The organism is Anaerolineales bacterium (assembly GCA_037382465.1).
Classification (GTDB): domain Bacteria; phylum Chloroflexota; class Anaerolineae; order Anaerolineales; family E44-bin32; genus WVZH01.
Map to the genome: position 1 here is coordinate 161,265 of JARRPX010000004.1, position 23,552 is coordinate 184,816.

General features: G+C 58.6%; 18 protein-coding genes and 2 tRNA genes. 5 read left to right on the forward strand and 15 right to left on the reverse strand.

From position 1 onward, the window contains the following. The first annotated feature begins 1 nt into the window (after position 1). Positions 2 to 1,474 carry a glutamate synthase subunit beta gene (locus P8Z34_02680; GenBank protein ID MEJ2549571.1) on the forward strand — a complete coding sequence of 491 codons (1,473 nt, stop codon included), beginning with the start codon at positions 2 to 4 and terminating at the stop codon, positions 1,472 to 1,474. A gap of 98 nt (positions 1,475 to 1,572) precedes the next feature. Here the strand turns inward: P8Z34_02680 and P8Z34_02685 are convergent, their stop codons facing one another. From P8Z34_02685 to P8Z34_02740, 12 genes are all read right to left on the reverse strand, one after another. Further along, complete coding sequence (locus tag P8Z34_02685; GenBank protein MEJ2549572.1) at positions 1,573 to 2,598, reverse strand: fructose-bisphosphate aldolase class I; 1,026 nt, start codon at positions 2,596 to 2,598, stop codon at positions 1,573 to 1,575. Positions 2,599 to 2,715: 117 nt separating this feature from the next. Then, on the reverse strand, positions 2,716 to 3,213 hold the full coding sequence (locus tag P8Z34_02690) for a histidine phosphatase family protein (GenBank protein ID MEJ2549573.1): 498 nt from the start codon (positions 3,211 to 3,213) through the stop codon (positions 2,716 to 2,718). Between the two features lie 53 nt (positions 3,214 to 3,266). After that, the gene (locus P8Z34_02695; GenBank protein ID MEJ2549574.1) at positions 3,267 to 5,015 is read right to left on the reverse strand and encodes a dynamin family protein; all 1,749 of its coding nucleotides are present in this window, start codon (positions 5,013 to 5,015) and stop codon (positions 3,267 to 3,269) included. Positions 5,016 to 5,072: 57 nt separating this feature from the next. Next, the gene (locus P8Z34_02700) at positions 5,073 to 7,208 is read right to left on the reverse strand and encodes a peptide ABC transporter substrate-binding protein (GenBank protein ID MEJ2549575.1); all 2,136 of its coding nucleotides are present in this window, start codon (positions 7,206 to 7,208) and stop codon (positions 5,073 to 5,075) included. Beyond that, entirely contained in the window at positions 7,201 to 8,571 is a 1,371-nt protein-coding gene (locus P8Z34_02705; protein ID MEJ2549576.1) for a peptidase MA family metallohydrolase, read from the reverse strand. Before P8Z34_02705 ends, P8Z34_02700 begins: the two co-directional genes overlap by 8 nt. Positions 8,572 to 8,688: 117 nt before the next feature. Next, the gene (locus tag P8Z34_02710; GenBank protein ID MEJ2549577.1) at positions 8,689 to 10,752 is read right to left on the reverse strand and encodes an immune inhibitor A; all 2,064 of its coding nucleotides are present in this window, start codon (positions 10,750 to 10,752) and stop codon (positions 8,689 to 8,691) included. A gap of 40 nt (positions 10,753 to 10,792) precedes the next feature. Beyond that, positions 10,793 to 12,220 carry a HAMP domain-containing sensor histidine kinase gene (locus P8Z34_02715; protein MEJ2549578.1) on the reverse strand — a complete coding sequence of 476 codons (1,428 nt, stop codon included), beginning with the start codon at positions 12,218 to 12,220 and terminating at the stop codon, positions 10,793 to 10,795. Positions 12,221 to 12,224: 4 nt separating this feature from the next. After that, a complete protein-coding gene (locus P8Z34_02720; GenBank protein ID MEJ2549579.1) occupies positions 12,225 to 12,908 on the reverse strand; it encodes a response regulator transcription factor in 684 nt (227 codons plus the stop codon). Between the two features lie 59 nt (positions 12,909 to 12,967). Further along, positions 12,968 to 13,372: a Rid family detoxifying hydrolase gene (locus tag P8Z34_02725; GenBank protein MEJ2549580.1), complete on the reverse strand. Its 405-nt coding sequence runs from the start codon at positions 13,370 to 13,372 to the stop codon at positions 12,968 to 12,970. Between the two features lie 145 nt (positions 13,373 to 13,517). Continuing rightward, on the reverse strand, positions 13,518 to 16,334 hold the full coding sequence (locus P8Z34_02730; protein MEJ2549581.1) for a leucine--tRNA ligase: 2,817 nt from the start codon (positions 16,332 to 16,334) through the stop codon (positions 13,518 to 13,520). 342 nt (positions 16,335 to 16,676) lie between these two features. Continuing rightward, positions 16,677 to 16,752, reverse strand: a tRNA-Ala gene (locus tag P8Z34_02735). 5 nt (positions 16,753 to 16,757) lie between these two features. Then, positions 16,758 to 16,830: transfer RNA gene (locus P8Z34_02740), tRNA-Ala, on the reverse strand. 100 nt (positions 16,831 to 16,930) lie between these two features. Between P8Z34_02740 and P8Z34_02745 the strand changes: the two genes are divergently transcribed. Genes P8Z34_02745 through P8Z34_02760 form a run of 4 tightly spaced genes read left to right on the forward strand, consistent with a single transcriptional unit; the run spans position 16,931 to position 20,558 of the window. Then, positions 16,931 to 18,031 (forward strand): Xaa-Pro peptidase family protein, encoded by a 1,101-nt coding sequence (locus P8Z34_02745; GenBank protein MEJ2549582.1) that lies wholly within the window; start codon positions 16,931 to 16,933, stop codon positions 18,029 to 18,031. Then, complete coding sequence (locus tag P8Z34_02750) at positions 18,028 to 18,801, forward strand: alpha/beta fold hydrolase (protein MEJ2549583.1); 774 nt, start codon at positions 18,028 to 18,030, stop codon at positions 18,799 to 18,801. Before P8Z34_02745 ends, P8Z34_02750 begins: the two co-directional genes overlap by 4 nt. Then, complete coding sequence (locus P8Z34_02755; GenBank protein ID MEJ2549584.1) at positions 18,798 to 19,580, forward strand: alpha/beta fold hydrolase; 783 nt, start codon at positions 18,798 to 18,800, stop codon at positions 19,578 to 19,580. The genes P8Z34_02750 and P8Z34_02755 overlap by 4 nt, the downstream gene beginning before the upstream one ends. A gap of 3 nt (positions 19,581 to 19,583) precedes the next feature. Beyond that, positions 19,584 to 20,558: a phosphatase PAP2 family protein gene (locus P8Z34_02760; GenBank protein MEJ2549585.1), complete on the forward strand. Its 975-nt coding sequence runs from the start codon at positions 19,584 to 19,586 to the stop codon at positions 20,556 to 20,558. A gap of 58 nt (positions 20,559 to 20,616) precedes the next feature. Here the strand turns inward: P8Z34_02760 and P8Z34_02765 are convergent, their stop codons facing one another. Genes P8Z34_02765 through fusA form a run of 3 tightly spaced genes read right to left on the reverse strand, consistent with a single transcriptional unit; the run spans position 20,617 to position 23,533 of the window. Beyond that, positions 20,617 to 20,994: a DUF6504 family protein gene (locus tag P8Z34_02765; protein ID MEJ2549586.1), complete on the reverse strand. Its 378-nt coding sequence runs from the start codon at positions 20,992 to 20,994 to the stop codon at positions 20,617 to 20,619. Next, positions 20,984 to 21,400, reverse strand: a complete 417-nt coding sequence (locus P8Z34_02770; protein ID MEJ2549587.1) for a hypothetical protein — start codon at positions 21,398 to 21,400, stop codon at positions 20,984 to 20,986. Before P8Z34_02770 ends, P8Z34_02765 begins: the two co-directional genes overlap by 11 nt. A 57-nt stretch (positions 21,401 to 21,457) precedes the next feature. After that, a complete protein-coding gene (fusA, locus tag P8Z34_02775) occupies positions 21,458 to 23,533 on the reverse strand; it encodes an elongation factor G (GenBank protein ID MEJ2549588.1) in 2,076 nt (691 codons plus the stop codon). Positions 23,534 to 23,552: the final 19 nt, after the last annotated feature.

Genomic DNA, 23,552 nt, shown 5'->3' on the forward strand with positions numbered 1-23,552 from the left:
GATGGGTAAAGTTACCGGCTTCAAGGAATTCGTCAGAAAAAATCCGGCCTACGAACCGGTCGAAGATCGCATTCGTCACTGGCACGAGTTCAGCATTCCCCTCACCCAGGAAGAGAATGAAATCCAGGGCGCCCGCTGTATGGATTGCGGCGTTCCCTTCTGCCACAACGGCTGCCCGCTGGGAAACATCATCCCCGACTTCAACGATCAGGTGTATCGAGGCAAATGGCAGCAGGCGCTGCAGACGCTTTTGGACACCAACAATTTCCCCGAATTCACCGGACGTCTCTGCCCGGCACCCTGCGAGTCGGCCTGCGTTCTCAGCATCAACAAACCGGCGGTCGCCATCAAATCCATCGAACTCGCCATTATCGAACGCGGGTTCAATGAGGATTGGGTCGCGCCGCAGCCGCCGCGAAGCCGAACGGGGAAAACGGTCGCCGTCGTCGGATCGGGCCCGGCAGGCCTTGCCGCCGCCGATCAACTCAATCGATCGGGGCACAAGGTCACGGTCTTCGAACGGGCGGACCGGATCGGTGGCTTGCTGCGATACGGCATACCCGATTTCAAACTCTCCAAGGCTGTGCTCGATCGCCGCATCGAACTCATGATGGACGAAGGTGTGACCTTCCATACGGGAACCCACGTGGGTGTCGATTTACCCGCAGTGCAACTCATCGCCGATTTCGACGCCATCGTACTGGCCGGAGGATCGACGAAACCCCGCGATCTGCCCATCCCGGGCCGCGATGCGGAGGGGGTCGAATTCGCCATGCATTTCCTGACCCAGGCCAACCGGCGCATCGCCGGCGATTCGATCCTCGAAGGCAGCGACGTCCTGGCCACGGACAAAGACGTTGTCGTCATCGGCGGCGGAGACACCGGGTCGGACTGTGTTGGAACTGCCATTCGACAAAAAGCCCGCTCCGTCACGCAGATCGAAATTTTGCCCAAGCCGCCGGAATCCCGCACCTTGCAGACTCCCTGGCCGACCCACCCGGGGCCGCGCATGCTTACTACTTCGACTTCACAAGCCGAGGGCTGCGAAAGGCGCTGGGCGGTGATGTCGAAGGAATTCCTCACGGATGAGTCGGGAATATTGCGAGGCATCCGGGCAGAGGAAGCAGACTGGAGTTCGGGCCGGCCCGAAGCGCTCCCAAATAGCGAACACGAACTCCCTGCCCAACTGGCGCTGCTCGCCATGGGATTCCTCCATCCGGAGCATGCATTGCTGGATGACTTCGGTGTAGAAAAAGACGATCGCGGCAACTGTGCTTCGCACGGCTACCGCACGACACGCGAAGGCGTGTTCACCGCCGGCGACATGCGCCGAGGCCAATCGCTCGTGGTGTGGGCGATCAGCGAAGGACGGGAATGCGCGCTCGAGGTGGATGCGTATCTCAACGGCCGTCCTTCCCTTCTCGAAGCGAAAACGAAAACGCGCAGCGACGCCGTCCTGCAGATGCTGCCCTAATCCAGAAAAACCATCGATACATTAAAAACAAAACCCTCCCGGTCGCAGGGGCCTTCCGGGAGGGTCAGTCGTTCTGTGTTCGTTTTCGGGCACAGAATTCAGACTGCGAGTTCCTTCTCCATCTTCGGCGTGTACTTTCCGTAGCGCGCCTCGCCGTTCATCCTGGCGCGGTGATGATAGACCTTCTGCGCCGCGGGGACGTTTTCCACTTTTCCGGACCAGGCTTTCAGCGCCGGCGCCTGCAGCGCACGGCCGTAGGAGAAGCTGAGTTCCCAGGGGAACTTGCCCATGGCGTTCATGGCGTTCAGATTCTCGGTTGCCTGCTCGGCGGTTTGTCCGCCGGAGAGGAAGACGATCCCGGGTACGGCGGCCGGGACGGTTCGCAGGAACGTGCGCACGGTTGCTTCGGCGATCTCTTCCGGACCGGCCTGCTTTGTCGCACCCTTTCCGGAAATGACCATGTTGGGTTTCAGCAGCGTTCCTTCCAACTCGACGTTCATTTCAAACAGGGCATCGTAGACGCGGTTCAGCGTTTCAGTAGTAACCTGTTCGCAGCGGTCAATGTCGTGATCGCCGTCCATCAGAACTTCCGGCTCTACGATGGGTACCAAACCTGCTTCCTGGCACAGCGCAGCATAACGCGCCAGGGCATGTGCGTTGGCGTTCATGCATGCCACCGTCGGAATGCCGTCCCCGATGGTGATCACGGCCCGCCATTTTGCGAACTTGGCGCCCAGCTTGACGTATTCCGCCAGGCGGTCGCGCAAACCGTCCAAACCTTCCGTAACACGTTCTCCCGAAAAGCCGGCCATCGGCTTGGCGCCGGTGTCCACCTTGATTCCGGGCAGCGTGCCTTGCTTGGACAATACTTCAGGGAACGGGACGCCGTCTTTGGTGCTCTGACGGATGGTCTCGTCGTAAAGGATCACGCCGCTGATGTAATCCGCGGCGCCGTCCGTGGTGAACAACATCTCGCGGTACGAACGGCGGTTCTCCTCCGTGGACTCTACGCTGATGCTGTCGAAACGTTTCTTGATCGTTCCCGTACTTTCATCAGCCGCGAGGATGCCCTTTCCCTCGGCAACGAGTGCCTTTGCTACAGATTGCAGATCTTGCTTTGACATATATCGAACCTCCAAATAATCTCACAGAAATGCCACGCATCGTAATGCATCATTTCGTGTGGAAAAGTACAGCGTATTTTCGACCCATCGAGTTAACACTTATTGGTGCAATTGGTTTCAATCCAGGTATTTCTTCGGGTATTCGAAAAAAACCACTGCGCCGCTGTGCCGGGAAATCCTGTGCCAGGCTGTGCCGTTGAATTCGATACAAACGACTCCGCTGGTGGGTATATTGTCGAGGTCGAAATCGGAGAGGTAATTCACCAGTCCGGTGATACCCGGATTATGACCGAAGAGCATCACTTCCCGATAGATACTATCGAAGTCATGTACGACCTCGAGCAAATCCGCGACACTTGCGTCATAGATTTTCGCCTGCGTGACGATTTCCTCAAGCGGATACCCGATTTCCTCAGCGATGATTTTAGCACTATTTACCGCTCTTTTTGCGGGACTTGAAAAAATGATCTCCGGCCGCACACCCCGTTTGGCGAGCAGCTTGCCCATAAACGGGGCGTCGCGTTTGCCGCGTTTGTTCAAGGGACGTTCGAAGTCGGATAGACCGGGATTTTTCCAGCTCGATTTCGAATGCCGGACGAGATAGAGCTTCTTCACGGATGATTCTGTGCTCGACAACTGGGGCGAACGTCCTTATTCTTTCGTCTGTATCATTTGATGTTCTCGATCTCGCTCTCCAGCGCATCGAGTTGGCCGAGTACATTTTCGAGGCCTTTATCGATTTCCTTCAAGTGCTTCTCCTCGTGCAGCACGAAGCGCCGGTAGGGTGCGAGCGCCTCCCGCAATCTCCCGATCGATTGTTCCAGTTCTCGTTCGAAACTCTCCCGCAGTACAGTCCCGAGCCTGGCACGCAGTTCACGGACCTTCGTGCGCAATTCCTTCTTCGCACGACCGCGCCGGAAGGGAATGATGGCGAAACCGAGCACACCCAGCACGCTGGCGGCGATGATGCCCGTCGCGTCAGCCGTTGCGCCCACGAGAAGCGCATTCAAGACAATCCCCAGACCCACGGCGCCGACTTCGACCAGACCCATCATGGCGATCGATTCCTGCACCGTCGTCACCAGCCTCGCTGCTTCTGTTTGCTTGTCGTAGCTTTTAATCACGCCATCCGCTTTAACACCGATGTTGTCCAGCAGCTGCCGGCGATTGTATGCAAAGCCGCTGGAAGCCTCTTCGGCGGCGGCACGCAGCGAATCCGTCTCGCGCCGGCGGCTCAGTTCTTCGGCCATCAACCGCCACTGGCGAATCTCGCGCTCGACCATCCAGTCGACGATCTCCTGCACGTCGGCGGCGATTTGATTCGGCGTCTCCCCAACCACGTCGTCTTCGAAATCCTGGCGCAGCCGGCCGCCGCGCAGCATGTCGCGAACCTTCAAAAGCCGCATTCGATCGTCGATGAATTCCTCGCCGCGCAATCGCATTTCCAAGAGTTTGTTATCGATGCTGAGCCAATGACGCTCGTATTCGGCATCGGTGTCTTCCGCATACAACTTGAGATGGCGCTCGACTTTGTCCAACACCTGTACGTCTTCGGAGAGAATTTCCAGCCTTGAATTCGCCAGTTCGTCGTACTGTCGGCCGATTTTCCGCGCCACGCCCAGCGGACTGAGCAGCTTCAAGCGGATGCGGTCCGTCTGCGTGAGACTCTCCAACAAGTATTTGCGAAAATCGGCGAACTCGTCACTCTTCGCGGCGCGCCCGGATGTATCCGAACCGTCTGCCTTTTCGAGCGCCCGCCGGGCGGAGAAGGAAAACATGTGTGGAGAGAGTTTCAGCAATTCCTGTACGCCGCCGCGCACGAACTCGCGCACCTCATCGATCGATTGCTGATCTTCGAGGATATCGATCTTGTTGATCGCCACGACGATCTTCTTGCCCCATTCCTGAATGTGCTCCAGAAAAGCCCGTTCGCTTTCCGTGAATGGGCGGTCCGCCGAGGTGACGAAAATCACCAGATCGCTGCGGGGAATGAATTCCCGCACGATGGATTCGTGATGCCGCAGGACGGCGTTCGTCCCCGGCGTGTCGACGATGTTGACTTCGCGCAGGAATTCCGCAGGGTAGCGCACCACGCGCACGTCCTTGGCGACGAATTCGGGCGCCCCCTCCTCGCCGTAGCGCACGACATAGATCCGGTCCGTGGTAGGGGTGACACCCTGGGGCAAGTACGCCTTCCCCAGCAGGGCGTTGATCAAGGCCGACTTTCCGCTGTTGAATTCGCCGACCACCACAAGCAGGAACAACTCGTCCAGCTGCTGCAATGCCTGCTGTAAATGTTCGAGGTCCGCAGGAGTCGTCTCCCAATCTCGGAGCAAGTCGATCAACTGCTCGATTTGTTTGCGCTCGGCTTCCCAGAGTTCGCTTTGACGATCATCCAATAGCGTCGGGAACGTCATAGAATGCTCCTCGTGAGACACATCCGCTTCGATATCACGATCCGGGCACCCGCAAGTTCAACGCTCGATCCAGATCATGTAGTTCTGTGGCACATCGATCGGTGAAGGCACGTAGCCAAACACGTAAGCTTTCCAGACGCCATAAGAAGGTGAACTATGGCTGAGAACCAGGATGGGTGCCGCATCGAGCAGATATTGTTCGGACTGCCGGTACAATTCTAACCGAAGCTCCGGATTTTGTGCCGTCCGCGCCGCTTCGATCAGGCCATCATATTCAGGATCATTATAATATGCATGGTTTTGTGATGAGGCGCTGTGGAAGAGGACATCCAGGAAATTCTCCGGATCGGGATAATCCGCACACCAGCCCTCCAACAACAAATGGCCGTAATTTCCGGCATCCACCTGATCGTAATAACTCAGCCAATCGATCCCCTCGACCTGAATGTCGACATCCAGCACGTCTTTCCATGTGTCCACCAGGAATGCCGCCGCACTGGAATAGTAGCCGCTCGAGCTTCCCAGGGTCCAAATGATCTCAGGCGGTTCTGTTCCTGGCGCGTAATAATCCGATTCAGCGAGATAATCGCGCGCCAGTTCGGGATCGTAAATCGGGGGTCGGACGTCTTCACTGACCCCCGGCATACCGGGCGGAAGCAGCCCGCGTCCCACAACCGCTTCTCCGTTGGTGAGCGCTTCGACGTAACGCTCGCGATCTACGGCGAGAACGAACGCCTTGCGCACGAGGGGATCGTCGAACGGAGGCAGGCTGGTGTTGAACGTCACGTAGCTCGTACATAAACCCGTCTCGGAGATCACCGTGCCGTAGAAGCCGTCCCGGGGATCTTCGGCGCGTTCAAGTTGATCGCGTGTGAGACCGGTGAAATCGACCTCCCCTGTTTGATACAGACTCTGGGTGTAGCCCGCGTAAATCAGATAGGCCACGAAATCCAGATGCGGCGCTTCTGCGGAATAAAACGGATTGCGCTCGAGAAGGAAGAACGTCTCTTCGAGATGCTGTACGTGCCGGAACGGGCCGGTTCCGTTCGGGTGATTGGCCCAATTCGGGAAACCGACTTGATAGCGATCGACCACCCAGGAGACTGGGTAGGTGAGTTTGGCTAAAAAATAGGGCTTCGGTCCATCGACACGGACTTCCAGGGTGTGCGCATCAATGACGCGGACGCCTTCGATCGAATCTGCCTCTCCCGCATGAAAATCCAGCAGCCCGACGATGTCTCCCATGTAAAGGGAAACCGTCTCCGAATTTGTTTCCGGGCGGGCGGCACGCTCCCAACTGAAGAGGACATCGTCCGCCGTAACGGGACGCCCATTGTGAAAGCGAGCCCGTGGATTCAAGTGAAACGTATACACCGTTCCGTCTTCATTGACGTCCCAACCCTGCGCCAATGCGGGTTTCACCTTCATCTGTGGATCGAGAACGACGAGGCCGCTGAAAATATCCCCGATCATTCCACTGCCCCCAAAATGGGTGAGTGCCGGATCGAGCGTCAACGGTTCACTGCCTGCAAGTACCAGGGCATTCTCGCGGGGAAAGTCACGCGGCATACCGGGCTCGAGACGGAAGCTTTTCAGCGTCGAAAGAAAGGCCGCCAGGAACGAAACCGAATCTTCTTCAGGATACGTGGAGAGAAACATGTACGCAGCCGCGCTCGTCTCGACTCTGGCGACGGCCCAGCCCTCTATGCCGGATTCGGATCCCGGTCGAAGGCGACCGGCGCGGAACCCGCCGGACGGACCTGCATCCGTCTCGAAGCTGTCCTCGAACGTAGTTTCTCCGATTGCATCTTCCCCCAGCCAGACCGCCAGAATTTCATCCAGCGCATTCGCCGGATCGATCGAAGGTCCCGGAATGGTGACCAGGATTCGAGCCCCATCGACAGGATCGACCATCGAACTCAACGCAAAACCATCTCCCGGCTCATCCACTTCCCAATTCATGGGCGGTTCCAGGGAAAACATGGCTTCATCGTTGAAGTATCGAACCGGTTCGTAGTCCGTTGGCAAATCCGGATTCTCGTCCACCGGCGCGGTGGATGCGGAGACCGGCTGCGATGTTGACGAAGTGGCCGCTTCTTCAACGTCGCGCGCATTGCACGACGTCAGCCCGGCGAATCCGGCCAGCACGAGGGCGAGTGTGAATACTATTCTGGGTGGGAATCGATCAGTCACGCGTTCCTCCACCGGGCAGCCGATTCCTTCTGCGCTGCAACCACCAGACAATGCCCATCAAAACAATAACGCCCAGGATCACCAATCCGATCCCCCACGGAAAGGATGAAACATCCCCTGCAGGATTTTCGCTGCCGGTCTCCGGCGTAGAGGCTTCGATCGGAGGCTTCTCGCCGCTGGTTTGAACGGAAGAAGATTCGATGACGTAAGGTTGGATCGTCGGGAAAACGGTCGGCGTCGCTTCATGAGCCGTCGCATCGAGTGAATCCGTGCTCGCACCGACCGACTCCCGCCATACTCGATCCAATCCATCCGCATCGAAGCCGTACACCTTTTCAAGCGCGGTGTCGTAACGATAACCGTCCTGAAAGGCTTGCAAGAGCGCCAGCATCGACCCCTGCCCGTACTCATCGATCAAGAATTCGACCAGGCTGTACGATTGTGCGTAGGACAGCTGGGCTATTTCCGTGTGCTCGGCGAAACTGTCGCTCAACGAGCGAACCGAAAGGAGCTGATCGTCATCGATCGCTTCACTGAGTAGGTACTCCGAATAGTCGTCCAGGCCGCCTTCGGCATACATCGCCAGACCTTCATTCAGCCATGTGGGTATGCTGCTGTAGCAGTGATCGACGGCGCTGCCAACCATCACGTGGGCAAATTCGTGGGAGATCGTATCGATTCCCCAATCCAGGTTGTCGGGCGAGATTCCGATGATCACGATCGCAAACCCGGAATAGGCCAGGCCGCCCGCCCAGCTTGGTTCGAAGAGTATGGCGTCACGCAGGTCATCAAAATCCTTATAAATATAAAGATTAACGTCCCGATCCAGGTGTGTCCCAATGTCGAGCTCCAAAAGGTCTTGGGCTTCCACGGCAGCGTCCAGGAGGCGATTGGCGAAGGTTTCATCGCCTGCATACCAATGCAGATAGACATTTCCGGATTGAACGGTCCTCCAGGCATGCGCACGATCGATCCACGTCAACCACTGTTTTTCTGTCCTCAGCTCGATCCCGCCTGCGTCGACCACGTGCCAGCGCCACCACAACCTTGCGCCAGGAGGCAGCGACCCCGTCCGGCGCATGTTCCACACCCAATACGTATTCACGTCGTAGCCGGGTTGGAAATCATCCGGGATCACCCGATTGACGTCGGTCACGCAGCTGCTGACGTCGAGACCGTATTCCAATTCCACGACTTCGATGAGGACGTCACTCTCCAGTTCGATCGTAAATTCGATCTCCTCCGGAAAGTTAAGTGTCGCTTTCGCCTCGACGATCTGAATGCCGGCTTGCTGCCGAAATTGAAATCCGGATAGCAGCATGCCCAGCACGAAAACCAGCAGTGTTCGATATCTTTGCATCATTCCAGCACCAGCTTCTGTGAACTGTCGAAGGTCAATACCTTCAAACGAAACCAAACGGTCCGAAGCAGAATGAAGGCCTTGTATGTTTTTGCTTGGGGATGGATACTCCCCCGACGCTCATGGTTGGACCAGGTATTTGTAGTATGCCGGCTGCCAGGTGTGCCGTGCGGTGCCGATGACGACCAGGACCGCCTCGTCGAATTCATCGCCGATCGTCAATTCGAACTCGGTGGATTGATCCTCGTCCAGAGGCAGCTCGCGGACGCGGGTCTCACGTCCGGTCTCGATCAAGACGAGCCGATACGTCTGCGGCAGGTGATTGTACAGGCGCACGAAGCCCGCCGCATCCCAGTCCCCGTCCCCGGATTCGAAATCTTCTTCATAGTCGATTGCTTTGATGGAAAGATCGTCCAACAACAAGCCGTCACCGTTGACGGCTGCGTCGGTGATGTACTCGAAACGCAGCAAGATTTGCTGTCCCGCGAACGCCGACAGATCGACGCTTTCACGAATCCAAGCCGATGTACTCGGATCGCCGCTGTGTCCCGTGTATCCCCAGCCGTAGGAATTTCCCGTCGGATTGGTATCCGTTCCGGAGGGCGTCTCTACGAACTGCCAGGTCTCCCCGCCATCTGCGGAGGCCAGCAGATACAAGTAATCCCAGTCCTCTTCGATGTCATACCAGACCCAATAATCGAAGTTGATGTCGCCGCTCACCTCGCTGAAATCGAAGCTGCGCGTCAAGGTCATGTCGGACGTGTCGCCGCGGTTTGACCAAAACGCATAATCCCCGGAATGGGCGTCTTCCGGAACGACCCGCACGCTTGGAAGCCCCTGGAAATCGGCAGTGAACGTACCCGTACAGGTAAATTCAATGTAATCAATGCCATATTGTTTGACGTCCTGTACCTGTTCATCGCCAGGGCATTCGAAGAAGGAGACAGCAGGCCGCGGCGTGGGAGGATCGTACGATCGGTAGCTGTATTCCCCGTTCGAGATGGACGGGTCATTCAACCACATCGCCACACTCCAATCCGAATACACATCATCGGCGCCGACTGCAGCGCCGGATAACGCACCGGAAGAAGCCTCGCTTTCGAGAACGCGATCGATCGAATCCAGGCCGTTATCGGGATTGGCAACCACATCCTGCGTGGTCTCGGCGCCGAAGCGATCCATGAAATAGGTAATGAAGAGAAAAGCCTGGCCGTAGTGCGCCGAACTGTCCTCCCCACTGGGCCAGTAATCGAGGGTCTTATCGGTATCGCTGGCGTAGAGATAATCGACCCCGCCGACGTCATAGCCGTTCAACAAGACGGCAAATTCCGAGAAGCCCTCGTTCATCCAGGTACTTTCGTTGCTGTCTCGATACCAATGGATCATGTGTTGGAATTCATGGGCCAGCACGCCGTAAGTAAACTCCTCACGCAGAAAGACGTTGTCCGCGCTGATGTAGAAAATCTCATGTGCGTTCGAATACGGATGAACCAGAGGCGAGTACTCATCGATGGAGCCGTACAAACCGGCCACGTTGTATCCCAGGCCGCGGGCAAAAAGAATGTAGAGATGTACGTCCCCATCCACACCGGGAGACCATTCTTCGCCGAAAAATTCCCGGTCCTTCGGATAGATGCTGTTTTCGAACGTATCCACCAGAGCCACCGCATCTTCTTCGTTATAACTCACGCCGTCCTCGACCCAGAAGTAGACGTGGTCGGTGATGTAAGCCAAACTGGCAGTGATCTCGAAGCTCTCCCCCTCTTGATTGTCTGTGATCCAGAAGGATTCCTTCGCACCGATGGGGATCGGATCGGCGTGCTCGCGCAGCACGATAGGGACATCGTCGACGCCTCGAAAGCGCTCCGCCAGAGATCTCGGATCGGCTTCGGGCACGATGGTGTCAGCCAGACTCGCCCGCATCTCACGCGCCAATTCGAGATCGACGTCTTCCTGAATCATCGCATCGAAGATCGTAGGCGAAGATGACTCTTGCGTTACGGATTCACCGGGGCTTTCGGTCGGTGTGCTTTGCGCCACTTGCTCTGACGAGAATACCGAGTCGACCGCATCGCCGAGCAGCACAATCGTCAAGACGGCCACCGCAATACAGAAAAAGACCACCAAAGTCGTGACCAGGCCGATCGAAAACCAGACCGCCGGTTTTTGCTCATCTGTTGACATCAATCCACTCCAAAAATTAGGTATCCAGGATTATATCGGATTATGGCTGACGGCGATGGATGAGGGTTTTATCATCCGGACGAACGATCGGAAGCCGCACCGTGAAACGGCTGCCATGCCCAAGCGTACTCTCTGCGACGAGACGGCCGCCGTGCAGTTGTACGATCTCACGCGAAATCGCCAGGCCCAATCCCGCCCCGCGTTTCTTTCCTGTGGTGCGGGATTTCTCCAATTGATAAAAACGCTCGAAAATCCGAGAGAGTTCTTCCGCTGGTATTCCTGGGCCCTGGTCAGCCACGTGAATGGAAATCCAGCCATTTTCCAGGTCTGCGCTGAGCGTAACCTTGCCCCCTTCCGGTGAGTGATCGACGGCGTTGTCGATCAGATTGGTGAACACCTGCGCCAGGCGATCACCATCTCCGACGATGGTCGGCAGCACCGGAAGCTGGTTGTGCAGTTCGATTTTGTTTTCACGCGCACGGAGATCGAGCCGGTCCATGACGCTCTGGACAAGCTTCTCCAGCATTACCGGTTCGCGTTGGAATTCCACCTGTCCGGCATCGAGACGCGCCAGGTCCAGCAAATCTTCAACCAGGCGCCGCAGACGATCGGATTCGTCGAAAATGACCTGTGCCGCATGCTCGATGGTCTGGCGGTCTTCCGCCGTTCCATCCAGTATGGCCTGCGCAAAGCCCTGGATCGAAGTCAACGGCGTCTTCAACTCGTGGGAGACGTTGGCCACAAAATCCCGCTGAGCCCTACGGCTGGACTGCACGCGGGCGACCATGTCGTTGAAGGCCAGCGCCATATTCTCCGCCTCGAGCGGTCCGCCGCTCTCGATGCGCTGCTCGTAATCCCCTGCTGCGACGGCACGCGCCGCGCCGGCGGCCTTGCTCCACGGCGCGGCGACCCAGCGGGCGATCAACCAGGCGAGCAGTGCGGAGATTACCAGCGCCAGAATCCCCATTCGCAGCAGCGGCTGTATCAATTCATTTCCCCACGTGGACAGGCGCCTGAGCGAGTTTGAAGGCGCCGCCAGGACGACCCAGCGCCCGTTGGATATGCGGGTGGAAACGAAGATCCACGAGCCTGAAATCAGTGTTCCAAACTTGCCCCGCTCGATCGAGTCGCTCTGCACGATCGTCTGCTGCATGTCCTGCGGTATCTTGCGCGCTCCCGGACGGCTGTCGACCAATACGCTGCCCATGCCGTCGAGGATTATGATCCGCACGTCGGCCTGCTGGTCCACGCGGTCCAAGAACTGCGGCAGGCGATCGGGAGGGAGATCGGCCAGCACGTTCGCTTGCTGCACGTCGAGTGTGCCGCGCAAGACCTCCAGGCGACGATACTCCAGCCGCTCCAGATTGGCGAGCACGACGAAGATCAGGCTTAAAACCACCGGGATCACGATAATTCCGGCGTACAGCAGGAAGGTCAGGAACAAGCGCGAACGCAGGGAGCGAAGCACGCGATTACTCACACACCAATTTGTAACCCACGCCCGTCACCGTCTCGATGCACACCTGCTCGCTGTTCGACAACCGCTTGCGCAGGCCGGCCACGTGCACGTCGACGGTGCGGGTCTGGCCGTAGAAATCGAAGCCCCAGACCCGTTCGAGCAGCTGTTCGCGCGTGAGCACGATGCCGTGATTCTCACAGAACGCCAGCAGCAGATCGAATTCCTTGGCGCGTAAATCGACTGCTTCCCCGGCGACTCGGACCTCTCGACGCGCCGGATCGACGCGCAGGTCGCCGAGTTCCAAAGGAGCCGTACTCTCACGTGGCGCTCGATCCCTGCGGCGCAGAATCGCTTTCACCCGGGCGACCAGTTCACGCGGATTGAAGGGTTTGGTCATGTAATCGTCGGCGCCCAATTCCAGCCCGACGATCTTGTCCACGTCGTCGTCGCGGGCGGTGAGCATGATGATGGGCACGTCCGATTCTGCCCGCACCCGCTGGCAGACCTCGAAACCGTCGATCTCGGGCAGCATGATGTCCAGGACGATCAGCGCCGGTTTTTGGCTGGCAATTTCCTGCAGCGCCTGGGCACCGTCGCTCGCCGCACAAACCTGAAAACCGTCTCGTTCCAGATACATGCGCGCCAGATCGATGATGTTGGCCTCATCGTCGACGACAAGAATCTTCTCGCCCGTCATGCCTTACCCTCCACACCTGCAGCTCCCATCACGACAGGAACCGTACACTCGAGGCATCCTCAATCCCCCAACAGCCCACCCACGACGGCGACAGCCTCGATCTCCACCGCCGCTCCTTTGGGCAGCGCCGCCACTTCCACCGTCGAGCGGGCCGGCGGTTCGTTGGGGAAAAACTCCGCATAAACAGCGTTCATTTTGGCAAATTCACCCATGTCCTGCATGAAAACCGTCGTCTTGACCACGTTCTCCAACGAAGTTCCGCCTGATTTGAGAATTCCGGACAGATTCGTCAGCGCCTGGCGTGTCTCCGCCTCGATTCCGCCGGCTACCAGTGCCCCACGCTGCGGATCGATTCCCAGCGTGCCGGATACGAACACCAGGTCTCCGGACTTTATCCCCAACGAATACGGACCGATGGCCGCAGGCACATCGTCCGCGATCAGGACGTCGCGTCTCATCATCATGATTTTTCACCTTCTGGATTTCGGACCGATCACGATTGTACGTCGAGGTCGGTGAAGTGGCAACGAGACGAAAGTAAGGGCGGCCCGGCGGGTCGCCCTTACAAAATCGATTTCCTGCGTGATAACGAAGTTACCCACAGACGGTTTACACGACGATGTTGACCAGCCGGCCGGGAATGACGATCACCTTTTTCGGCTGCTTGCCTTCCATGAAGCGTTGAACGGTTTCGCTGCTCAACGCCTGCGTTTTCGCATCTTCCTCACTGATCCCAGCCGGAACGGTGATGCGTTCGCGCAGCTTGCCGTTGACCTGCACGATCAAAGTGATCTCATCTTCTTTCGCCAGTTCGGGATCGAACTGCGGCCACGACTGCAGGTGGATGGAATACGGCTTGCCCAGACGCGCCCACAATTCCTCGGCGATGTGCGGAGTCTCTGGCGCCATTAACAACAGCAGCGCCTCCACGGCCTTCTTGAAGCCTGGTGTATCTGTCAGTCCGGCGTAATTTACCTCGTAGATGGCGTTGGTCAGTTCCATCAAGGCGGAGATCACCGTGTTGAATTCGAATTGCTCCAGGTCACGAGACACCTGTCGGATCGTCTGGTGTACCTTGCGCGTCAGGTCGCGGGTTTGCTCCGGTTTTTCGTCTCCCGTCTCGACGTCCGCCGTTTCGAGCACCAGCGTCCAAACCCGGTTCAGCCAGCGCACCACGCCCTGGATGTTTTCGGGACTCCAGGGACCGCCCTCCGACCAGCGATATCCGAACATCAGGTAGCCCCGCACGGTGTCCGCGCCATACATCGCCACCTGTTCGTCGGGATCGATCACGTTGCCGCGCGACTTACTCATGCGCTGGCCGTCCGGCCCCAGGATCTGGCCCTGGTTGCGCAGCTGCAGCATCGGCTCGGGTCCTTCGGTGATACCCATGTCGCGGAGGGCTTTGTGGAAGAAGCGGGTGTAGATGAGGTGCATGGTGGCATGCTCCATGCCGCCGGTGTAGGTGTCGACCGGCATCCAGTAGTCGTACTCTTTGGGATCGAACGGCGCTTTGTCGTAATGGGGGCTGAGATAGCGCAGGTGGTACCACGAAGAACACATGAAGGTGTCCATCGTGTCCGTCTCGCGCTCCGCCGGTCCGCCGCATTTCGGGCACTGCGTATTTTTCCAGGTGGGATGGAATTTCAACGGACTTTCCCCGGTCGGCTTCCACTCCACGTCGTCGGGAAGTTCGATCGGCAGCTGGTCCTCCGGAACGGGAACGATGCCGCATTTCTCACAGTAGACCATGGGAATCGGCGCGCCCCAGTAGCGCTGCCGCGAGATCAGCCAATCGTGCAGGCGGTAATTCACCGCAGCCTTGCCGACGCCCTTTTTCTCCAGATAGGCGTTGGTTGTGTCGACGGCGCTTTCACCCGGCGTCCCGCTCAGCGGACCGGAATGGATCATAGTGCCATATTCGGCGTGGTAGAGTGCGTCCCGGTAATATTCCACACCCCAGAGCATTTCCATGACCGAACGGTTATCCTTCACGTTGGGTTCCAGACTCTTGCAGCGAGCCAGGATCTTCTCATCTGCTTCGGCGGAATCCCAGGGCATCACTTCGTCGTGGAAGATGAACAGCCACTGGGTTCCCACGATTTCGATCCAGGCGCCGGTTTTAATGTGTGCTTTTGCGATCTCGATGTAGTTGGCGACCTTTCCGAGCGGTATCTCGATCTGGAACACGCCGTCGCGCTTCTCGAAGGGGATTTTCTCCGCTTCCAGCGCTTCAGCGAATCCGTCCTTCACGGTTTGCATGAGGGCGACCGATTTGGTCAGCCCGTCCGGACGGTCTATCACCGGGATAATCGGCAGGCCGTATTTCAATGCGAATTCGAAATCGCGTTCGTCGTGGGCGGGTACGGCCATGATCGCCCCGGTCCCGTAGGTCATCAGCACGTAATCGGCGATCCAGATCGGAATGCGTTTCTCGTTCACCGGGTTGATGGCGTAGCCGCCGGTGAAGACGCCCGTCTTCTCCTTATCCAGCGCCTCGCGTTCGATGTCAGCCTGGCGTGCCGCCTGATGCACGTAGGCTTTCACTGCCTCCGCCTGAGCTTCCGTGGTGATCTTCTCCACCAGGGGATGCTCCGGCGCCAGCACCATGAAAGTCGCGCCCCAGAGCGTGTCCGGACGCGTGGTGAACACGGGAATCGGGTCGCCGTCTTCAGTTTGGAAAGTCACGCTTGCGCCTTCGCTGCGACCGATCCAGTTTTCCTGCAGGATGCGCACGGGATCGGGCCAATCGATGGTCGAGAAGTCGAGCAGCTCATCGGCGTAGTTCGTGATGCGGAAAAACCACTGGTCGAGGTTCTTCTTGATCACCGGCGTCTTGCAGCGTTCGCAGTGCCGGTCCTCACCCCAGACCTGTTCCCGGGCCAGGGTGGTGTTGCAGTGGGGGCACCAATCCACCGGTGACATTTTCTTGTAGGCCAGGTCGTTCGCGTACATTTTCAGGAAGAACCACTGCGTCCAACGGTAATATTCCGGGTCGGAGGAAATCGCCTGACGCGACCAATCCCACATCGCGCCCATACTGCGCAGCTGGCGCTGCATGTTGGCGATGTTCTTGTAAGTCCATTCCTTGGGATGAATGCCGCGTTCGATCGCCGCGTTTTCGGCCGGCAAACCGAAGGCGTCGAATCCGATGGGGTACATCACATTGAGGCCCTTCATGCGCAGGTAGCGGGCGCGTGCGTCCGAAGGCGTCATGGCGAACCAGTGACCGATGTGCATGTCGCCCGATGTGTAAGGAAGCATGGTCAGGAAATAGTATTTCTTCTTCTTGGGATCGATTTCCGCTTTGTAAAGCTGATCCGTTTCCCAACGCGCCTGCCACTTCGGTTCGATTTCGCCGGGGTCGTACCGCTCGATCCAGGCACGCTCCGGGGTGCGTTCTTGCGCTTCCTTTTTCTTACCCATCTACGTCCTCCACACGAACAACTTCCCTCGGACAATCCCGTTCCGCTTCACAAAAAAACCTTCGTCCGTTCAGGGACGAAGGTGCGCTCCGCGGTACCACCCTGCTTCCCGACCGTTTGGAAAAAGAAGTGTCTGCCAGCGTCATCGGGCTGCTCGGATCGCGCTAACGGGCGATTCCCGCTCTCGACTACTTTGTTCGCCGGGAGGGCTTGTCCAAAATGGACGGCAGGCGAGTTCAGCCTTTTCTACGGCGTCCCGTGACCGCCTTGCCGGGCTTTCACCCTCCCCGACTCGCTGACGGATGGCCTACTACTCCTGCCAAAGCCGGATATTCAAATGGTTTGGTGGACCCAGTGGGATTCGAACCCACGACCTCCTCAATGCCATTGAGGCGCGCTCCCAACTGCGCCATGGGCCCGGGAGTGGACCTGGCGGGATTCGAACCCGCGACCTCATCAGTGCGATTGATGCGCGCTCCCAACTGCGCTACAGGCCCCCGCCGAGGTGTTGGCATTGTACTTCAGCGCCATATCACTGTCAAGAAACGCATTGATCTCCACTTCCGCCGCAACTATAATGCCATGTAGGAGGAGCGCATGCATGCAGACCGCATCACCCGGCTGAAGCAGGTTATTAAGGACAGTGAACTGGATGCGCTGGCGCTCAACCCAGGCCCAACGCTTTCCTACCTCACGGGTCTTTCCTTCCATCTACTGGAACGGCCCATCCTGGCCCTCTTCAGCGCCGATGCCGATCCAACGCTCATCGTCCCAGATCTGGAACGCGGCAAAGCCGATTCCGTGGACTTCGATCTGCAGCTTTTCAGCTACGATGAATCGGCCAGTTCGCGTGCAGAAACGTTCCAGAAAGCCTGCCAATCACTCAACAGTTATCGGGTGGGCGTGGAACCGCTGCGCATGCGCGTGATGGAGCTGCGTCTGCTGCAGGAACACTCGCGCCAGGCGACGTTCGTTTCCGGCGAGGTGATCCTCAATGAACTGCGCATCATTAAAACGCCAGAAGAAATCGAGATCATGCGCAAGGCGGTCGTGGCGGCCGAGGAAGCGCTCGAAGCGATCATCCCGCTCATCCGCACCGGCATGACCGAGCGCGATCTGGAAGCGGAACTCACCCTGCAGCTGCTGCGTGCCGGCTCGGAATCCGAATTCCCCTTCGATCCCATCGTGGCCGGCGGAGTCAACAGTGCCCTGCCCCACGCCACGCCCACAGAGCGAACGCTCCAGACGGGCGACCTGCTGATCCTCGACTGGGGTGCTCGGGTGAACGGCTACATCTCCGACATCACACGCACGTTCGCGCTCGGCGAGATCGACGAGGAATTGAACACCATCTACGAAGTCGTCCGGGCCGCCAATAAAGCAGGCAGGGAGGCCGTGCGTCCGGGAGCACCATGCGGCGAAGTCGACCGGGCTGCACGCAGCGTCATCGAAGACGCCGGCTACGGCGCGTTTTTCATCCACCGCACCGGCCACGGCATCGGTCTGGAAGCGCACGAGCCTCCCTATATCCGGGAGGATAACGAGCGCATTCTGCAGCCGGGAATGACCTTCACCGTCGAACCCGGAATCTACCTTCCCGGTCGCGGCGGCGTGCGTATCGAGGACGACGTTCTGGTCACATCGGACGGCGTCGAGAGCCTGACGACGTATTCACGTAAACTGGAGACGATCTCATGACACAAATCATGAAGGGCGGCCAACCCTTCTTCCTGCCCGGTGGGAAGACCGGCTGTCTGCTACTGCATGGATTTACCGGCACACCCAACGAAATGCACTGGATGGGAGAGTATCTTAACGGCCGCGGCTTCACCGTTCTTGCGCCGCGCCTCTTCGCCCACGGCACACAGCTATCTGACATGTATCGCGCACGCTGGAAGGACTGGGTCGCGTCGGCAGAAGACGGTTATTACCTGCTTAAAGGGAGCTGCGAGAAGGTCGTCGTTGCCGGATTGTCGCTGGGAGGGTCATTATCACTCTATCTCGGCACGGAACTTCCCGTTTGGGGCGTGATCGCCATGGCCGCGCCGTATGAAATCCATGATCCCACGGTCCGGCGGCTGCGGCCAGTATTGCCGCTCCTCAGCACCATCTACAAATCCAGAACCAAAAAAGGCCCCTCCGGCATATTCGACCCGATGGCGGACAAACTGCACGTGGATTATGCAGGCTATCCCGTGCGCGGCGGATACGAGCTTCAGGAATTTCTGGCGGAAATGCGCGGCAATCTACGCCGACTTCAGAAACCGCTCCTGCTGATCAATTCCAAGTTTGACGACACAGTAACCCCAGAAGATGCGCGGGCGATTTGCGATGCCGTACCCTCCACGGACAAGCAGATCCTGATGTTGGAAAAGGGCGGACATAACATCCCGCGCGATCTGGCACGCCAGACGGCTTTCAAGGCCGCGGGAGATTTCATCCAGCGTGTGACGAGTGAACCCGGATGAGCTGCGTCCAGGCCGGAGCGGAACCCTTCTTCATTCCCGCTGGAGAGACGGGATGCCTGCTAACTCACGGTTTCACCGCCTCACCGCAGGAAGTGCGTGAACTGGGCACACACCTGGCGCAGCATGGCTGCACCGTGCTGGGTGTACGTCTGTTCGCTCACGGTACAAAAATGGAGGACATGAACCGCGCCCGCTGGACGGACTGGCTCGGAAGTGTCGAAGACGGCTATTATTTACTCCGCAACTGCTGCAAACGCATCTTTTTCATCGGCTCATCCGTCGGCGGATCGCTCTCGCTGATCCTGGCAACCGAATTCCCGAACGCCGGAGTCGTGACCCTGGCCACGCCCTTCCGCCTGCCGCCCAACCGGCGCCTGGAACGTCTCAAGCCGTTCATGAAGCCGTTGAGCCACATGCTGCCCGCCATCGCCAAGGGATCCCCGGACTGGCACGACCCCAAAGCCCAGGACGAGCGTGTGGCCTACTCGGGCTACCCGCTGCGGGCCATCCTCGAGTTGGAGCCGCTGCTGGCCGCCATGCGGAGCGCGCTGCCGAAGATGCGCGTGCCGGCGCTCTTGATGCACTCGAAGAACGACCGTTTCATACCGCCCGATCACATGCAGCAGATCTACGAACACCTGGGATCTTCCGACAAACGCATGGTCTGGGTCGAAGACAGCAGTCACGTGATCACCTGTGACGCCGAACGGACGGTGGTGTTTAAGAACGTGACCGCGTTCGTCCAGCGCATCGCCGCATCTAGCCCAGAAGGAGTCTGAGTGATGAATCCGTGGCTCGAGTGGGGTATCCCGGTCATCGAATGGCTGCAGTCGCTTGGGGAGTGGCTCGTCGTGCCGATGAAATTCTTCACCTACCTCGGCAACCAGGAATTCTACATCCTGATCATGCCCACGATCTTGTGGTGCTTCGATGCCGTGCTTGGATTCCGCATCGGGCTGCTCCTGCTTACCAGCGGTTCCGTCAACAACATCTTGAAAGTGGTTTTTGGATTTCCCCGCCCGTATTGGGTCAGCACGGAGATCAAAGCCTTCGGCTGGCGGCCGACCTTCGGGCTGCCTTCCGGACACGCCCAAAACGCGGTTGCCATCTGGGGCGGATTGGCCGTCTGGCTGCGCAAACGCTGGTTGACGGTCGTCTGCGTCCTGCTCATCTTATTCATATCCATCTCGCGCCTCTATCTGGGCGTCCATTTTCCTACGGACACGTTTGGCGGCTGGCTGGTCGGAGCGATCCTGCTGGTGTTGTTCGTCAAATTGGAAAAGCCCATCCGCGAACGGATCAGCACCATGAAAGCCGGGATCCAGATCGCGATCGCCTTGCTCGTCTCCCTCGCCTTCATCGGCGTCGGTCTGGGGGTTAACCATCTGGCGGTGCAGCACTCCATTCCGGAAGCGTGGCGCGAAACCGCAAGCCTGGCGCAGCCCGCAGGGCTGGTGGACCCGCTGGCCCTCGACGATCTGATCACCGCCAGCGGTTCTCTGTTCGGACTGGCGGCCGGTGGGGTGCTGCTCTTCCGTTGGGGTGGATTCAGCGCCCGGGGCTCGTGGGGGCAGCGCGCCCAGCGCTACTTCGCGGGCATGCTCGGCTTGCTGGTGATTTACGTCGGCCTCAAGCTCCTTTTCCCCTCCGGTCACGGCGTTCTTGCTTACGGCTTGCGCTACCTGCGCTTCGCCGCCCTGGCGTTCTGGGCGGCTTACGTGGCGCCGAGGTTGTTCGTCCGGTGGGGGATGGCGTAGAAATAGGTCGATCAAGCCTGCTGATATAGATTCCCGCGGTATCTTTCTCGGAGATTAACTAAGACCTTTTTTGTGCTTCCATCTCCCGCAGCAGGAACCAATGACCCATGCGGTCGGCGGCCTTCTTCGGCGCGCGGTCGTAGTACACGTCGAAGACGCGGCCGTCTTCCACTCGCACCCGGAAGAAAAACCGCCCCACGCCCCACGAGCCGCGCTGTTCGGCGACGCGCAGGTGCTCCTCGGACATGTTGCGGGACATCTCGCCCCGGCGACGGGTGTCGAACCACTCCGAAATCACTTTCATCACGCGTAATTCTTCATCCCCCCAGATGATCGTGTCCGGAGCTTTGGGTTTCTTACGCAGTGTGGGAGGCCGATCGAAACCTACCTCGATCTCGTTGTCGATGAAGCGAACCGGAATCCAATCAGACTCCATGCGCCTCACCGAACTGCGTGATCCAGCGACGCGTCGTCGCCGCGGTGTGGCACGCCAAACCCAGCAAGGCCAACAGCGTGCCCAGGCCGAAGATCGACAGGGAGAGCACGAACAACCCGACGACGCAGCGCGAAGCCCAGGGCATGCCCAGCCAAAGGGCCGCCAGTACGCCGGGCCAGGTAAGGCCCAATACGAGAAACGGCCAGGCCACTTTCAGCGCTGCGACGGGTAACGAAACCGGCGAGATTTTGACCTGCCCGGGTTCGTGAAACCACAACAATTGCACGTCACCCAGGTCGAGATAGGATCCGAACCAGAGAACGTGCAGGCTGTTTACGACCGACCACATCGAGAGCAGGATCGCGATCAGGCTTAATAGAATCAGGCTTAGCGGAGGTTTCTGCACCGTGACTCCAGTGAAGCACAATGGGGAGGCACAGACCCTCCCCATAATATCTGTCTTCTAATCGCTTTCTTCTTTGCCGAGTTCCTTCTGGCGAGCGGCGATGATCTCCTCGGTGATGTGATGGGGGACGACTTCGTAATGACTGAGCGATGTGGTGTAATATCCTCGCCCGCCGGTAAACGAACGCAGATCGGTCGTGTAGCGCTGGATTTCCGCCAGGGGAACTTTGGCCGTGACCACACTGCGGCCGCGCTCCGTTTCCATCCCCTGGACGCGGGCCCGGCGGGTATTCAAATCTCCCAGCACGTCGCCCATGTTGCTCTCGGGCACGATCACGCGCACGTCCATGATCGGTTCGAGCAGCACGGGGGCGGCGTCCTTTATCGCCACTTTAAAGGCTTCGCGCCCGGCGATCACGAAGGCCACGGCCTTCGAATCGACGGGATGCTCCTTGCCGTCCGTGATTGCCACCTTGACCTTCTCGACCGGATAGCCCGCAAGCACGCCCTGCTTCATCACACCGCGTACGCCCTTTTCGATGGCGGGCATGAAACTGGAAGAAATCGCTCCACCGAAGACTTCGTTTACGAATTCGAAGTCTTCGTCCTCCAGGGGTTCGACGCGCATGTGCACTTCGGCGAACTGGCCGGCGCCGCCCGTCTGTTTCTTGTGACGATACTGTGAAGTGCCCACCTTCGTGATCGTTTCCCGATAGGGCACCTTGGGAATTTCGGTATCCAGACCGACTTGAAACTTCGATTCCGCCTTACGAATGGCGACGTCGATGTGCTGGTCTCCCATGCCCTGCAGGATGGTTTGATTGGTGCTGGATTCCTGGTACCAGGACAGGGTTGGATCTTCTTCGCTCAGACGCGTCAACGTAGGGCTGATCTTGGTCGAATCGGCCTGCGTCTTCGGCGACACGGCGACCGCGTACAACGCCGTAGGGTACTCGGGCTGCGGCAGCAGAAGGGGATGCCCTTTATCACCGAGCGTGTCGCCGGTTTCCGTTTCACCCAGCTTCGCCACCGTTCCGATGTCCCCGGCGTGGAGGCGATCGACGGGAATCTGCTCCTTGCCGCACATGACGTGCAGGCTTCCCAGCCGCTCATCTTCGTCGCGGCTGTGGTTGTACACCTTGCGATCGCTGTCCAGGAGTCCCGAGTACACCCGCATGTAGGTGAGTTTCCCGACGAAGGGATCGGCCGTCGTCTTCCATACGTAGACCGCCAGCGGTCCGTTGTCCGACGCCGATAACTCCTCCTCCCCGGAGGTGCCTTTGGCGACCACCGGCGCGACGTCCGCCGGCGAGGGGAACAATTCGATCATCGCTTCCAGCAGCGGCGCGGTTCCGATGTTTTCGGTTCCGGCAGCGACGAACACGGGCACGAAGCGGCCTGACTGCACGGCGCTGCGAAATCCTTTGGACACATCTTCCGCACTCAGTTCTGCACCGTCCAGATATTTCTCCAGTAAGGCGTCGTCTCCCTCGGCCGCAGCTTCGACCAGCGACGTGCGCGCCTCTTCGACGCTGTCCGCATACTCGGCGGGAATGTCTTGCGCCTTGGTGCCATCTCCGGGGCGCGCCTTCATGCTGAAAAGATCGATCACACCCTCGAAATCCAGTTTTTCACCCAGAGGAAGTTGGACGGGAATGAAGGTAACATCGCTGGAGAGTTCCTGCACCGCCGCCAACGCCGCCTGGAAATTGGCGTTCTCGCGGTTCATCTTGCTGATCACGACGAAGCGCGGCAGCTTGAACGTATCGCAGTAATCCCAGACCAGCTCGGTCCCGACCTCCACACCGGCGACCGAATCGACGACGACCACGGCGCCGTCCGCCACACGCAGCGCTGAAATGACTTCGCCGATGAAGTCGGTGTATCCGGGCGTGTCCAGTAGATTGACCTTGTTGTCTTTGTATTCAACCGGCAGAATGGACGTCGAAAGCGAGAGATTACGGCGAATCTCTTCCTCCTCGAAGTCGGAGACGGTATTGCCGTCTTCGACCCTGCCCATGCGGTTGATCACACCGGTCAGAAACAGCATCGCCTCGCCCAGGGAGGTCTTTCCTGCACCACCATGGGACACTAAGGCAACATTACGTATGAATTCCGTTGCGTATTCTTTCATTCGATTGGGGCCCTTCCAA